Source organism: Streptomyces sp. NPDC058701, assembly GCF_042715295.1.
Lineage (GTDB): Bacteria > Actinomycetota > Actinomycetes > Streptomycetales > Streptomycetaceae > Streptomyces.
Window position 1 is genome coordinate 271,107 of sequence record NZ_JBHXSY010000004.1, and the last position, 13,802, is coordinate 284,908.

General features: G+C 73.5%; 15 protein-coding genes and 1 riboswitch. Of the genes, 7 read left to right on the top strand and 8 right to left on the bottom strand.

Translation table 11 applies throughout. The features are described from left to right. Window positions 1-127: 127 nt before the first annotated feature. Window positions 128-207: riboswitch (cobalamin riboswitch) on the bottom strand. 129 nt (window positions 208-336) lie between these two features. Next, entirely contained in the window at window positions 337-1,386 is a 1,050-nt protein-coding gene (locus tag ACFWW8_RS06140) for an MBL fold metallo-hydrolase (protein ID WP_386524387.1), read from the bottom strand. Window positions 1,387-1,739: 353 nt separating this feature from the next. Here ACFWW8_RS06140 and ACFWW8_RS06145 point away from each other — a divergent pair, with 353 nt between their 5' ends. Both ACFWW8_RS06145 and ACFWW8_RS06150 read left to right on the top strand, forming a co-directional pair. Further along, on the top strand, window positions 1,740-3,203 hold the full coding sequence (locus ACFWW8_RS06145) for an aldehyde dehydrogenase (RefSeq protein ID WP_386524271.1): 1,464 nt from the start codon (window positions 1,740-1,742) through the stop codon (window positions 3,201-3,203). Further along, window positions 3,203-3,436, top strand: coding sequence for a ferredoxin (locus ACFWW8_RS06150; protein ID WP_386524273.1), 234 nt, complete (start codon window positions 3,203-3,205; stop codon window positions 3,434-3,436). Before ACFWW8_RS06145 ends, ACFWW8_RS06150 begins: the two co-directional genes overlap by 1 nt. 199 nt (window positions 3,437-3,635) lie before the next feature. Here ACFWW8_RS06150 and ACFWW8_RS06155 read toward each other — a convergent pair whose 3' ends face one another. Beyond that, window positions 3,636-4,259, bottom strand: coding sequence for a TetR family transcriptional regulator (locus tag ACFWW8_RS06155; RefSeq protein ID WP_383915406.1), 624 nt, complete (start codon window positions 4,257-4,259; stop codon window positions 3,636-3,638). Between the two features lie 239 nt (window positions 4,260-4,498). Between ACFWW8_RS06155 and ACFWW8_RS06160 the strand changes: the two genes are divergently transcribed. From ACFWW8_RS06160 to ACFWW8_RS06170, 3 genes are all read left to right on the top strand, one after another. Further along, entirely contained in the window at window positions 4,499-5,815 is a 1,317-nt protein-coding gene (locus ACFWW8_RS06160; RefSeq protein WP_386524276.1) for a glycosyltransferase family 4 protein, read from the top strand. Between the two features lie 76 nt (window positions 5,816-5,891). Next, entirely contained in the window at window positions 5,892-6,626 is a 735-nt protein-coding gene (locus tag ACFWW8_RS06165; protein WP_386524278.1) for a class I SAM-dependent methyltransferase, read from the top strand. Beyond that, window positions 6,623-7,711, top strand: a complete 1,089-nt coding sequence (locus ACFWW8_RS06170) for a prenyltransferase (protein ID WP_386524281.1) — start codon at window positions 6,623-6,625, stop codon at window positions 7,709-7,711. Before ACFWW8_RS06165 ends, ACFWW8_RS06170 begins: the two co-directional genes overlap by 4 nt. 64 nt (window positions 7,712-7,775) lie before the next feature. Here ACFWW8_RS06170 and ACFWW8_RS06175 read toward each other — a convergent pair whose 3' ends face one another. Continuing rightward, entirely contained in the window at window positions 7,776-8,078 is a 303-nt protein-coding gene (locus tag ACFWW8_RS06175; RefSeq protein ID WP_386524282.1) for a hypothetical protein, read from the bottom strand. 203 nt (window positions 8,079-8,281) lie between these two features. Between ACFWW8_RS06175 and ACFWW8_RS06180 the strand changes: the two genes are divergently transcribed. Then, entirely contained in the window at window positions 8,282-8,857 is a 576-nt protein-coding gene (locus ACFWW8_RS06180; protein ID WP_386524390.1) for a hypothetical protein, read from the top strand. An 84-nt stretch (window positions 8,858-8,941) separates the two neighbouring features. Continuing rightward, a complete protein-coding gene (locus ACFWW8_RS06185) occupies window positions 8,942-9,361 on the top strand; it encodes a hypothetical protein (RefSeq protein WP_386524285.1) in 420 nt (139 codons plus the stop codon). Window positions 9,362-9,401: 40 nt separating this feature from the next. Here ACFWW8_RS06185 and ACFWW8_RS06190 read toward each other — a convergent pair whose 3' ends face one another. The 5 genes from ACFWW8_RS06190 to ACFWW8_RS06210 form a co-directional block, all read right to left on the bottom strand. Next, the gene (locus ACFWW8_RS06190) at window positions 9,402-10,412 is read right to left on the bottom strand and encodes an LLM class F420-dependent oxidoreductase (RefSeq protein ID WP_386524288.1); all 1,011 of its coding nucleotides are present in this window, start codon (window positions 10,410-10,412) and stop codon (window positions 9,402-9,404) included. Window positions 10,413-10,536: 124 nt separating this feature from the next. Next, the gene (locus ACFWW8_RS06195; RefSeq protein WP_386524291.1) at window positions 10,537-11,370 is read right to left on the bottom strand and encodes a hypothetical protein; all 834 of its coding nucleotides are present in this window, start codon (window positions 11,368-11,370) and stop codon (window positions 10,537-10,539) included. Window positions 11,371-11,522: 152 nt separating this feature from the next. Further along, on the bottom strand, window positions 11,523-12,515 hold the full coding sequence (locus tag ACFWW8_RS06200; protein WP_386524293.1) for an N-acetylmuramoyl-L-alanine amidase: 993 nt from the start codon (window positions 12,513-12,515) through the stop codon (window positions 11,523-11,525). 111 nt (window positions 12,516-12,626) lie between these two features. Further along, on the bottom strand, window positions 12,627-13,268 hold the full coding sequence (locus tag ACFWW8_RS06205) for a class I SAM-dependent methyltransferase (RefSeq protein WP_383932207.1): 642 nt from the start codon (window positions 13,266-13,268) through the stop codon (window positions 12,627-12,629). A gap of 41 nt (window positions 13,269-13,309) precedes the next feature. Next, window positions 13,310-13,795 carry an ATP-binding protein gene (locus ACFWW8_RS06210; RefSeq protein ID WP_386524295.1) on the bottom strand — a complete coding sequence of 162 codons (486 nt, stop codon included), beginning with the start codon at window positions 13,793-13,795 and terminating at the stop codon, window positions 13,310-13,312. Between the last annotated feature and the right edge of the window lie 7 nt (window positions 13,796-13,802).

Sequence of the window (13,802 nt, forward strand, 5' to 3'; positions counted from 1 at the left end):
GGGCGGGTGCCTCTCGTGCTGGGGAGCGGGAGGCAGGCACGCGCAGGTACCGGGCTCCGGCTCCGTATACCTCGACGGTGCCGGCCGCCGGGGGACCCGGCGGCACGAGCCGCGCACCTCCGCTACGGGGCATTCCGGCTCCCCGCCCGGCGGTGGCCGGGGTGGGTCACGGTTGCGGGTCAGCGCCGGAATCGCACCGGCTTCCCCCCGTACGGAAGTGTGGACGACCCGCCCACTGTACCGGCCCGTCGCTCCCGTGCCCGGGGCGCCGGCCCCCCGCACCCCTTACCGGGCCGCGACCGCGGGTGGCCGTGGTTCCCGTGGTGCCCGTACGGCTCACAGCGCCCGGTACGCCACCGGGTCGCTGCCCGGGACCGCCTCCGCGCGGCCCTGCTTCACCAGGCGCCGCAGGTGCGCCTCCGCTTCCGAGACGGCGATGTTCCGGGAGCCGTACGGGATCTGCTCCCAGGGCCGGTTCCACTCCATCCGCTCAGCCAGCGCCCACGGGGTCAGCGGCTCGGCGAGCAGCTCCCACAGCCCGGTCAGCCGCTCCTCGTGGTGGTCCAGCAGCTCCCGCACCCGGGCGGGGGCGTCGGTGAAGGCGTGCTGATGGGCCGGGAGCACCTCGGCGGGGCGCAGGCGGCCGATGCGTTCGAGGGAGTCGAGGTAGTCGCCGAGGGGGTCGGTGACGCGGGTCACGCCGTGCTCGTCGGGGGCCTCGTACAGGCCGATGTGGGGTGAGATCCCGGGCAGCAGGTGGTCCCCGGAGAAGAGGCGGCCGTTGCCGGGGAGCTGCGCGGGGTGCTCCTCCTCCAGGTGGAGGCAGACGTGGCCGGGGGTGTGACCGGGGGTCCAGACGGCCCGCAGCCGGCGGCCCGCGAGGGGGAGCAGCTCGGTGGGGACGATCTCCCGGTCGGGGACGGCAGCCCGCAGTCCGGGCAGGGTCCGCATGCGGCCGCTCGCGCGGGCGGCGCGGAGCGGGGCGACGTGTTCCTCGGGGGCTCCGGCGGCGGCGAGCTTCTCGCTCATGTAGTCGAACCAGACGCCGGGCTCGGAGGCGCGGGTGCGCACGACGACCTCGGTGTCGGCGGCGTGCATGGCGATCCACGCCCCGGAGGCCTCCCGGACCTGGCCGGACAAACCGTGGTGGTCGGGGTGGTGGTGGGTGATGACGACGCCGTGGACGTCGGAGACGGACGTGCCGAGGGCGGCGAGGCCGCCGGCGAGGGCGTCCCAGGAGTCGGGGTCGTCCCAGCCGGTGTCGATGAGGACCGGCCCGCGGTCGGTGTCGAGGACGTGGACGAGGGTGTGCCCGAGCGGGTTGTCGGGGATGGGGACCTTGACGGCCCAGACGCCCCCGCCGTGGTCGGTGACCTGCGGGGGCACCGGCGGGACCGGGTGCGGGGCCGCCTCCGGCGTCACCCGCGGCGGTGCCTGCGGCATGGTGTGCGACGTGTCCTCCGGCATGGGGGTCCCCTGTCTGTGAAGCCTGTCGGTGCGTCTGCGAAACCTGTCGGTCCGTCTGTGCAACCTGCCGGTCCGTCTGCGCAACCTGTCGGTGCACCTGTCCGTCCACCCGACGGCGAACGAGAACTCGTTGCAGTAGTAGCCCAAGTCGACCATTTTCGCGCGCGTCTGACTAGTCGTTGGATCTTCTTCCCCGTTCCGTCCTGGCCGTGGACTCCTAGAACTAGAACTGGTATCAGTTCGGGAACGCCAAGCCGCAGGAGGCATCAGCCATGACGGAGCTCGTGGAACACGGACAGCTGTTCATCGGCGGGGAGTGGACGGATCCGCTGGGCACCGGGACGATCGAGGTCGTCTCCCCCCACACCGAGCAGGTCATCGGCTCCGTCCCGCACGCCTCGGAGGCGGACGTGGACCGGGCGGTCGCGGCGGCGCGCAGGGCGTTCGACTCCGGGCCCTGGCCGCGGATGGGCCTGGAGGAGCGGATCGCGGTCGTCTCCCGGATCAAGGACGCCATCGCCGTCCGGCACGAGGAGATCGCCCGCTCGATCAGCTCCCAGAACGGCTCCCCGTACTCCTGGAGCGTCCTGGCCCAGGCGCTGGGCCCGATGATGGTCTACGACGCCGCGATCAACGTCGCGCGCGCCTACCCGTATGAGGAGCACCGCCAGGGCGCCCTCGGGCCGATCCTGGTGCGCCGCGAGCCGGTGGGGGTCGTCGCGGCCGTCATCCCGTGGAACGTGCCGCAGTTCGTGGCGGCGGCCAAGCTCGGCCCCGCGCTGCTGAGCGGCTGCTCCGTCATCCTGAAGCCCTCTCCGGAAGCCCCCCTCGACTCCTACATCCTCGCCGACATCGCGCGCGAGGCCGGGGTGCCGGAGGGCGTCCTGTCGATCCTGCCCGCCGACCGCGAGGTCAGCGAGTACCTGGTCGGGCACCCCGGCGTCGACAAGGTCGCCTTCACCGGTTCGGTCGCCGCCGGGCGGCGTGTGATGGAGGTCGCCGCCCGCAACCTCACCCGCGTCACCCTCGAACTCGGCGGCAAGTCCGCCGCCGTCGTCCTGCCGGACGCCGACGTGGCGGCCGCCGTCGCCGGGATCGTGCCCGCGGCCTGGATGAACAACGGCCAGGCCTGCGTGGCCCAGACCCGCGTCCTCGCACCGCGCAGCCGGTACGGGGAGGTGGCCGAGGCCCTCGCGGCCGCGGCGGGCGCCCTCGTCGTCGGGGACCCCCTCGACCCCGCCACCCAGCTCGGCCCGCTGGTGGCCCGGCGGCAGCAGCAGCGCTCCCTGGACTACATCCGCATCGGCCAGGAGGAGGGCGCGAAGATCCTCACCGGCGGCGGCCGCCCGGCGGACCAGGAGCGGGGCTGGTACGTGGAGCCCACCCTCTTCGGCGACGTCGACAACTCCATGCGGATCGCGCAGGAGGAGATCTTCGGGCCGGTCGTCTGCCTGATCCCGTACGGGGACGAGGCGGACGCCCTGCGCATCGCCAACGACTCGGAGTTCGGGCTGAGCGGCAGCGTCTGGACGGGCGACGTCGAGCACGGCATCGAGTTCGCCCGCCAGGTCCGCACGGGCACCTTCAACGTGAACACCTTCAGCCTCGACATGCTGGGGCCGTTCGGCGGCTACAAGAACAGCGGCCTGGGGCGGGAGTTCGGCCCGGAGGGGCTCGGCGAGTACCTGGAGCACAAGATGATCCACCTGCCGGCGGGCTATGAGGCGGGTGCCTGATGGGCGACCGCTGGCAGGTCGAGGTGGACCGCGGGGTCTGCATCGGCTCGGGGATGTGCGTGAACCACGCCCCGGAGGGCTTCGCCCTCGACACCGCGCGCCAGTCGCACCCGCGCGCGGCGCAGACGGACGCGAACGAGCCGGTCCTCACGGCGGCGGAGGGCTGCCCGGTCGAAGCCATCCTGATCACCCTGGCCGCCACGGGGGAGCCGGTGTTTCCGCCGGAGGAGTAGGGGGCGGGGCGTCTGCGGGGCGGGGGCCGGCAGGTGTGTGTGGGCGTCAGAGGAACGGGCCGGGGGGAGCGGCGGACACCGCCCCGAAGCCGGCCCGCCCGTCCCGGGCCGAGGCCGATGGGAAGGGATCCCCCGTATCTGCCCGCCCCCGCTCCACCCGAAGCCCCCGCCCCGCCCCGGGAAGCCCCCACCGGCAGGATCAGGCCTTTTCCGGGGACGTCAGGTCGATCAGCCGGCAGACCGTCTCGATGTCGATCTTGACCTGGGCTATCGAGGCGCGGCCCGACAGCCAGGTGATCAGCGCCGAGTGCCAGGTGTGCTCGATGACGCGGACCGCCGAGAGCTGTTCCGCCGTCGGCGGGGCCTCCAGGCCCATCGCGTCCAGGATGATCGCCGTCGTCAGCCGGGACACGGTGTCCACCTCGGGACTCACGCTGCGGTCCGCGAACGTCAGTGCCCGCACCATCGCGTCGGCCAGGTGCGGTTCCCGCTGGAGGGCGCGGAAGGCCCGCATCAGGGTCTCCGCGACCCGGGCCGCCGGGTCGTCGCCCGCCGGCGGGCGCTTGCGCAGCGTGGCGTGCATGTGCTGGAGCTGGTCCTGCATGGTGGCGACGAGCAGGTGCACCTTGGACGGGAAGTACCGGTACAGCGTGCCGAGCGCGACGCTGGACGACTCCGCGACCTCGCGCATCTGCACGGCGTCGAAGCCGCCCCGGCTGGCCAGTTGGGCGCTGGCGTGCAGGATCCGGCGGCGGCGCGCCTCCTGGCGCTCCGTCAGGGGAGGGGACGCCGGCGTGGTGACGGCCTTCGCTTCCGCTGTCATGTGTCCCGTTCCATGGCGTTCCGTGTCGTGTGCGGGGGCGGATGGGGGGCAGGTCCCGGGCTGATCCGGGGCCAGCATGCCAGGCGCCGGAGTCGTGGCGCGAATCACCTGCTCCGCCTCTTACGGTGTAGTTTCCGGCCGGTAGATTCAATGGTCTTCGACGGATCAAGTCTGAAACTTGTTCTACATTATCCGAGCGGTTACGCTCCGGCGAAAGTGCAGGGAGATGGGGGCCGAGAGTGACCGCTGAGGCCATGGTGGCAAGCCCTTTCAAGGGTTCCGCCACTGACGGCGACCGCCCGATGCGCATCGCACTGCTCACCTATAAGGGGAACCCGTTCTGCGGCGGGCAGGGCGTCTACGTCCGCCACCTCTCGCGCGAGCTCGTGCGCCTCGGACACTCCGTCGAGGTCATCGGCGCGCAGCCCTACCCGGTCCTCGACACCGGCGCCACGCTCACCGAGCTGCCGAGCCTGGACCTCTACCGGCACCCCGACCCGTTCCGGACACCCAAGCGCGACGAGTACCGGGACTGGATTGACGCCGTCGAGGTCGCCACCATGTGGACCGGCGGCTTCCCCGAGCCGCTCACGTTCTCGCTCCGGGCCCGGCGCCACCTCGCCGCCCGCGCCGGAGAGTTCGACGTCGTCCACGACAACCAGACCCTCGGCTACGGCCTGTTGGGCGACCTCGGCGCGCCGCTGGTCACCACCATCCACCACCCCATCACCGTCGACCGGCAACTGGACCTCGACGCCGCCAAGGGCCGCCGCAAGCGTGCCTCCGTGCGCCGCTGGTACGGCTTCACCCGCATGCAGGGCCGCGTCGCCCGCCGCCTGCCCTCCGTGCTGACCGTCTCCGGCTCCTCCAAGCAGGAGATCGCCCAGCACCTCGGCGTCCGGGACGAGCGCATCCACGTCGTCCACATCGGCGCCGACACCGACCTCTGGTCGCCCGACGCCTCCGTCGCCGAGGTCCCGGGCCGCATCGTCACCACCTCCAGCGCCGACGTCCCGCTCAAGGGCCTGGTCCACCTCGTCGAGGCGCTCGCCAAGCTGCGTACCGAGCAGCCCGCCGCCCACCTCGTCGTCGTCGGCAAGCGCGCCGAGAAGGGGCCGGTCGCCCGCGCCATCGAGACGTACGGGCTCCAGGACGCCGTGCGCTTCGTCAAGGGCATCTCCGACGCCGACCTCGTCGACCTCGTCCGCAGCGCCCAGGTCGCCTGCGTCCCCTCCCTGTACGAGGGCTTCTCGCTGCCGGCCGCCGAAGCCATGGCCACCGGCACCCCGCTCGTCGCCACCACCGGCGGCGCCATCCCCGAGGTCGCCGGCACCGACGGCGAGACCTGCCTGGCCGTGCCCCCCGGCGACGCGGGCGCCCTCGCCGCCGCGCTGGGCCGGATGCTCGGCGACCCCGAGCTGCGCGCCCGCCTCGGCGCCGCCGGGCGCGAACGGGTCCTGACCCGCTTCACCTGGGCCAAGGCCGCCGAGGGCACCGCCGCGCACTACCGCGCCGCCATCGCGGCGGCCGCCGCCCGTACCCCCGGTACCCGGTGACCTTCCGCCGTCCCCGCCGGTCCCCCCGATCCACGTCCCACCCCCACCACCCCCGCGACCGCGAAGGCAGGACCCCGTGCTGACCGTCGATTTCTCCCGGTTCCCGCTCGCCGCAGGCGACCGCGTACTCGACCTGGGCTGCGGCGCAGGCCGGCACGCCTTCGAGTGCTACCGGAGAGGCGCCCACGTGGTCGCCGTCGACCGCAACGGCGAGGAGATCCGCGAGGTCGCCACGTGGTTCGCCGCCATGAAGGAGGCCGGCGAGGCCCCGGCGGGCGCCACCGCCACCGCCATGGAGGGCGACGCGCTCGCGCTGCCCTTCCCCGACGACTCCTTCGACGTCGTCATCATCTCCGAGGTGATGGAGCACATCCCCGACGACAAGGGCGTCCTCGCCGAGATGGTCCGCGTCCTCAAGCCCGGCGGCCGCATCGCCATCACCGTCCCGCGCTACGGCCCCGAGAAGATCTGCTGGACGCTCTCCGACGCCTACCACGAGGTCGAGGGCGGCCACATCCGCATCTACAAGGCCGACGAGCTGCTCGGCAAGATGGAGGCCGCCGGCCTCAAGCCGTACGGCACGCACCACGCCCACGGGCTGCACTCCCCGTACTGGTGGCTCAAGTGCGCCTTCGGCGTCGACAACGACCAGGCCCTGCCCGTCAAGGCGTACCACAAGCTCCTGGTCTGGGACATCATGAAGAAGCCCCTCGCCACCCGCCTCGCCGAGCGGGCCCTCAATCCGGTCATCGGCAAGTCCTTCGTGGCGTACGCGACGAAGCCGCACCTCCCCGTCGGCGCCGCCCAGTGACCTCGCCCGGGCGCACCGAGCCGGAACACCTCGTCCTGGACGGCGTACTGACCGCCGAACAGGCCGCGCTGACCGTCGCCGGCATCCTCGCCGCGCAGCGGTCCGACGGCGCCATTCCGTGGTTCCGCGGCCACCACCTCGACCCCTGGGACCACACCGAAGCCGCCATGGCCCTGGACGCGGCCGGCGAACACCTGGCGGCCGAGCGGGCGTACGCCTGGCTGGTCCGCCACCAGAACAGGGACGGCTCCTGGTACGCGGCCTACGCCGACCGGCCCGACGGGGTGGACACCGCCGAGCCGCAGGACGCGAGCCGGGAGAGCAACTTCACCGCGTACATAGCCGTCGGCGTCTGGCACCACTACCTGTCCACCGGCGACGACGCCTTCCTGGACCGCATGTGGCCGGCCGTCTACGCGGCCGTGGAGTGCGTACTGACCCTCCAGCAGCCCGGCGGCGAGATCGGCTGGAAGCGGGAGGCCGACGGCACGCCCGTCACCGACGCCCTGCTGACCGGCTCCTCCTCCATCCACCAGGCGCTGCGGTGCGCCCTGGCGATCGCCGAGCACCGCGGGGAGCCGCAGCCCGACTGGGAACTCGCGGCGGGCGCCCTGCGCCACGCCATCCGGCGCCACCCGGAGCGGTTCCTCGACAAGAACCGCTACTCGATGGACTGGTACTACCCGGTCCTGGGCGGAGCCCTGACCGGCGCCGAGGCGTCGGAGCGCCTCGCGGAGCGCTGGGAGGAGTTCGTGGTCCCCGGCCTGGGCGTGCGCTGCGTCCTGCCGAACCCGTGGGTCACGGGCGGCGAGTCCTGCGAGCTGGCGCTCGCGCTGTGGGCGACGGGGGAGTCCGACCGGGCCCTGGAGGTCCTGCGGTCGATCACGCACCTGCGCGCCGACAACGGCATGTACTGGACGGGCTACGTGTTCCAGGACGAGGCGGTCTGGCCGGTGGAGCAGACGACGTGGACCGCCGGGTCGCTGCTGCTCGCGGTCGCGGCCCTGGGCGGGGACGAGGCCACCACCGAGGTGTTCGGCGGGGCCTCGCTCCCGGCCGGGCTGGAGCCCGACTGCTGCGGCTGACGCCGCTGTGCCGGCTGACGTCGGCGCCGCCGGACGGGCGGGGGCGCCGGCGGTGTCGCCGCCGTCAGCGGCGGTAGAGCCAGCCGGCGACGGCGTGGCCTATGAGGAGGTAGGCCACGGCGGCGACGCCGTAGCCGACGACGACCTGAACCCATTCACGGCTGAAGGTGAACAGGTCGTAGGACCAGGCGGCCAGCCAGCTGGCGGCGTCGTGGATGAAGTCGACGAGGCCGTTCGCCTGGTTCGCCTCCAGGAGGTACAGGAGGATCCAGAGGCCGATCACGAAGGCGAGCACGTCCGCCACGAGTGCGACGGCGCGGCCTGCCTGACTGCTTCCCCGGGTACGCGTCCGCGTGTGTGATGTCATGCACACCCGTGTTGCCGCCCGGGCGTGTCGTAAACCTGCCGTAAAGACGAACGTGCACCCGAACGGGCCCTCCCGGAGGGCGCATCCGGGCGGCCGGGGCGAGGCTGCGGGGGACACCTCAGTCCCCGGAGGCAATCGTGTCCGTACCCACATCCGTCCGTTTCCGTCGATCCCTCGCCGCCGTGGTCCTGTCCACGTCGCTGTTGGCCGGTGCCACCGCGTGCGGCGGCAGCGGTGAGAGCAGGGCCCAGGGCGAGAGCGTCTCCATGGCCTCGGCGGCCGAGCTGGCGGCCCTCGCGGCCGCGGTGCCGGCCGCGAACGAGGCCGACGAGGCCGCCGCCGCGACGCCGTCGCCCAGTACGAGCGCCGAGAAGCAGAAGTTCGCCAAGACGCGGTTCGTCGCCAACGCCGGTCTCGCGGCCGGGGCGACGTACCAGTGGATCATCAAGCCGTACCAGGCGGGCAAGTTCAAGAAGGGCACGAAGGGACGCACGTTCGCGCTGGTCAAGGCCGGTCTCGCCGGTGCCTTCGCCTACAACAGGCTCAAGGCCGCGGGCGACAACGCCAAGGGCGACCCGCTGCTGTCCAAGGCCATGGTCCCGCTGACGGCGGGCATCGAGTCCCTCAAGGGCCTCGGCACCAAGCTCCGCAAGGGCCAGGCGGGCGACGCCGACATCGGCGCCTTCCAGGACGTCATCAACGGCGTCAAGGAAGCGGGCAAGGGCGCGGGGGCCACGGTGACCGACAAGGTCCCGAGCGTGTCCCAGCTCGGCGGATAACCGGCGGGTGCCCCGTACGCGGGCCCCGCACGCGTGAGCCGGGCGGCCGGGCGGTCCCGGCCGCCCGGCCTGTTTCAATGGGACGTGATCGAAATCGTGGTGGCCGTCCTCGCGGCGGCGGGGGCCGGCTGGCTGCTCCGGCGCAAGCACCTGCGCCGGGTGGCCGCCGGACCGGTGCCCGGCATCCCCTGCATGGCCCGGCAGCCGGCCGGCGCGGGCCGCTGGCGCCCGGGCCGGGTGTACGCCGAACAGGGCGAGGCCCGCTGGATCCCCGTACGGGGCGAGCCGGTCCCGCTGCCGGACGGCCGCGCCACCGCCGTACGGGCGCCCTCCGTGAAGGAGGCGATGTCCATCAACCCCGGCTCGCGCATCGTGACCTGCGTGTACGGCGACGGCGGCGAGGGCGGCACCATCGAGATCGCCGTCATGGCCCTGGACCTGCGCGAACTCCTGGAGGCGATCCCGCGGCCGGAGCCCGACACCGAGAGCGGCACGGAGAACTAGATCCGGCTTCGGTGCGGGCGGGGGATCCGAAGGAGACGCCCTAGCTGTTCAGTTCCGCCAGGACGCGCAGGGTGTGGGGGTCCGGGGCCGTCAGGAGGAGGTCGGTGACGGGGCCCTTGCGCCACAGTTCCAGGCGTTCGGCGATCCGCTCGCGGGGGCCGATCAGGGAGATCTCGTCGGCGAAGGCGTCCGGGACGGCCAGGACCGCCTCCTCCTTGCGGCCGGCGAGGAACAGCTCCTGGATGTGGCGGGCCTCGTCCTCGTATCCCATGCGCGCCATCAGGTCGGCGTGGAAGTTGCGGGCCGCGTGGCCCATGCCGCCGATGTAGAAGCCGAGCATGGCCTTGACCGGCAGCAGCCCCTCGGCGACGTCGTCGCAGACCCGGGCGCGGGCCATCGGCGCGATCATGAACCCGTCGGGGAGGTCGGTGAGCGAGGCCTGGTAGACGTCGGTGCGGGCCGGCGACCAGTAGAGGGGGAGCCAGCCGTCCGCGATGCGGGTGGTCTGGGCGATGTTCTTCGGTCCCTCGGCGCCCAGCAGGAGCGGCAGGTCGGCGCGGAGCGGGTGCGTGATGGGCTTGAGCGGCTTGCCGATCCCGGTGCCGTCCCCGCCGCGGTAGGGGTGCTGGTGGAAGCGGCCGTCGAGGGCGACCGGGCCCTCGCGGCGCAGGACCTGGCGGACGACGTCGACGTACTCGCGGGTCGCGGTCAGCGGGCTCGCGGGGAACGGGCGCCCGTACCAGCCCTCGACGACCTGCGGTCCGGACAGGCCCAGGCCCAGCATCATCCGGCCTCCGGAGAGGTGGTCCAGGGTGAGCGCGTGCATGGCGGTGGCGGTGGGGGAGCGGGCGGCCATCTGCGCGATGGCCGTGCCGAGGCGGATCCGCGAGGTGTGCGCGGCGATCCAGGTCAGCGGGGTGAAGGCGTCGGAGCCCCAGGCCTCGGCGGTCCACACGGAGTCGTAGCCGAGGCGCTCCGCCTCGGTGGCGAGGTCGAGGTGGTCCGGATTCGGGCCGCGGCCCCAGTAGCCGAGTGCGAGTCCCAGGCGCATGTACGGTCCCCTCCGCGCGATGCCGTTCCTGACGATGCGTCAGGTGACTGTAGGGCAACGGCCCCCCGCCCGGAAGGGGGCGGGGGGCCGTTGCCGACGGTCCGAGGCGCGGGGGCGCGGGGGCTCAGCCCCGCTGGATGTTGGACGTGTCGTTGAGGACGCCGCGGCGGCCGTCCTGGGTCTGGGCGATCAGCGTGGACGGGCCGCGCTGGTCGACGGCCAGGTACCAGGTGCCCGGGGCGAGCTCGGCGATGGGGGCGGGGGAGCCGTCCTCGCCGAAGAGGGGCCGGGCCACCGGGACCGCGAACCAGAACGGGGTGAAGTCCGCGGCCGGGGTCGGCTGGCCCCCGCGGGACGCGTCCTGCGGACCCGGGCCGGGGGCCGGGGTCGGGGTGGGCTCGTGGGAACCGCCGTAGGGCGGGACCGGCTGCGGGGTGTTGCCGTACGGCTGCTGCTGCTGCCCGCCCGGGTAGCCGTAGCCGGCGCCCGGCTGGGGCTGGCCGCCGTACGGCGGGATCGCGGCCGGCCTCGGCTCCGGCACCAGGCCGCCGGCGAGCGCCGGGACCTTGGAGCCGAACAGGGCCACGCCGGCCAGGAGCAGGGTGGCGAGGAAGGCGATGACGGCGCCCGCGCCCAGATCGATCGAGCTCGGGCAGGTGATCAGTGCCCACAGTGCGGACCAGGCCGCCGACACCGCGAGCACGGTGCCCCAGGCGCCGAGCGGCAGGCCCAGCACCTTGCGGGTCTCCGGCTGGAAGCGGGCGGCGACGAGCAGGCCGGCCGCGATGAAGCCGATGAGGAAGACGCTGGGGAGGACCAGCCGGTAGGCGTCGGTGTCCCATGCGCTCGGGAGGTCGCCACCGGTGGCGGAGTAGAAATCGAGGAACGAGGCGATGAACAGCAGCACCGCTGCTCCGATCACCACGCCGTCGCCTCGAGTGAGGGAGCGGATGTTCACGTCTTAGGTGTCCTTCTCGGTCTCGGTCGTCTCGTGGTGCCGCGGTCGCAGAGCGTGCCTGGAGCGGGGCGGGCGGCACCATGGTACGGAGGTCACCGGCGGCCGAGGGGATCGGGGCGGCGAGCGGTCCCGGCGGGACCGCCCGTGGGGGACTACCCGCCGAGGAAGCCGACGATGCCGTTCGCGATGCCCTGGGCCGCCTTCTGCCGCCACTCCGGACTCGTCAGCTGCGCCGCGTCCTTGGCGTCACGCATGTTGCCGCATTCGATGAACACCTTGGGCCGGGTTGACAGGTTCAGTCCGCCCAGATCGTCGCGGACGACCAGTCCGGTCCCGCCGCCGAGGTAGTTGGCGGGGGCGGAACCGGTGGTCCGGGCGAAGTTCCCGGCGATCCGCTCGCCGAGTTCGCGGGAGGGTCCGACGATTTTCGCGGTGTCGGCGCCGCCGGCCTTGACGGTGGCCGGGAGGATGACGTGGAAGCCGCGGCTGCCGGCCGAGACCCCGTCCGCGTGGACGGAGACGACGGCGTCGGCGGCCGCCTCGTTGCCGATGCGGGCGCGCTCGTCGATGCACGGGCCCCAGGGCCGGTCGGCCTGGTGGGTGAGGACCACCTTGACGCCCTGGGCCTCCAGGACGGCCCTGAGGCGCAGCGAGACGTCGAGGGTGAACTCCGCCTCCATGTAGCCGGCGTTCGTGGTGGTGCCGGTGGTGTCGCACTCCTTGCGGTTCGTGCCGATGTCCACCTGCTTGTTGATTTCCCTGCTGTGCTTGAAGTTGCCGGTGTTGTGGCCGGGGTCGATGACGACCGTCCGGCCGGTCAGCGGCCCCTTGGCCGGGGCGGGCGCCGCGGAGGCCGCCGGGGAGGGGGACGCGGACGCCGGGGCGGAGGCCGCCGGGGCCGAGGGGCTGCCCGTCGCCGGGGCGGCGCCGGGCTTCGCGTCCGGGCCGGAAGCCGCGGATGCCTTGGGGGGCCGCTCCCCGGCTCCGTCGGAGACCAGCACCTGGGTCAGCAGCCAGCCCGCCAGGCAGGCCGGCGCGACCGCGGCGGCCGCGACGACGAGCGTGGAGCGGCGGGCGTACCAGGGACGGTCCGGGCTGACCGCAGAGCCGGACTCGGGGGAGGGGGAACTGTCGTCGTAGCGCACGCGGCGATGCTAGACCTGCGCTCCCGCCCCCGTACGGACCCTGGGCCATCCGGGGGCGCGGTGCGGTTATATGCCGGGACGGTGTGCTTATGTGCCGGGGCGGTACGCGCCCTACAGGCCGGGACCGGTCCGGCGCAGCACGCGCAGCGAGTCCGTGACGGACGTCTCCTCGAAGGCCCCGGAGGCCAGGGCGCGCTGGTGGATCCGGTACGGGGCCTGCCCGCCGTCCGCCGGGTCCGGGAACACGTCGTGGATGACGAGCGTCCCGCCCACGGCGACGTGCGGGGCCCAGCCCTCGTAGTCGCCGGTGGCGTGCTCGTCGGTGTGGCCGCCGTCGATGAAGACCAGGCCGAGCGGACCGGCCCAGGCCGCGGCGACCCGCGGGGAGCGCCCGACGACGGCGATGACGTGGTCCTCCAGGCCGGCCGCGTGCAGGGTGCGGCGGAAGGTGGGCAGCGTGTCCATCAGGCCGACCTCCGGGTCCACGACGGTCGGGTCGTGGTACTCCCAGCCGGGCTGCTGCTCCTCGCTGCCGCGGTGGTGGTCCACGGTGATCGCGGCCACCCCGGCCTCGCGGGCGGCGTCGGCGAGCAGGATCGTGGAGCGCCCGCAGTACGTGCCGACCTCCAGCAGCGGGAGCCCGAGCGCGGCGGCGGCGACGGCCGCCTCGTACAGGGCGAGGCCCTCCCGTACGGGCATGAACCCCTTGGCGGCCTCGAAGGCGGCGAGGGTCTCCGGCTGAGGGGTGGCCATGTCGTCTCCGGCGGGGGTGAGGGGTGGTCGGGCCTGGGCGCTCATGTTGCCCTACCGCCCGGTAGCGGTCCATGGCGGGGGCCGGACGGGCCGGGGGCCTCGGTGCGCGGGGCGTCGCACTCGAACCAGACCGTCTTGCCGACGGGCAGTGGCAGGCAGCCCCAACGGTCGGTCAGCGCCTCGACCAGGAGCAGGCCCCGGCCCCCCTCGGCGGGTTCTCCCGGTCCCCTGTGCGCGGGAGCGGGGCGGACCGGGTCCGGGCAGGCGTCCGACACCTCGACCCGCAGCCCGTCCGGCTGTCGCAGGATCACCACCCGGCACACCCGCCCCGGCACGTGCCGCACGACGTTCGCGACCAGCTCGGTCAGCGCCAGCTCCGCGTCCCCGACCAGCCCGTCCAGACCCCAGTGGTGCAGGAACGCCCGCAGGATCCGCCGTATCGGCCGGGCCGAGTGGTCACCGACGGTGAAGCCCATGCGGTAGCTGTCGCCGATGCCCGCGGGGAGCAGGTCAGTTGCGTGATTCATGTCACCA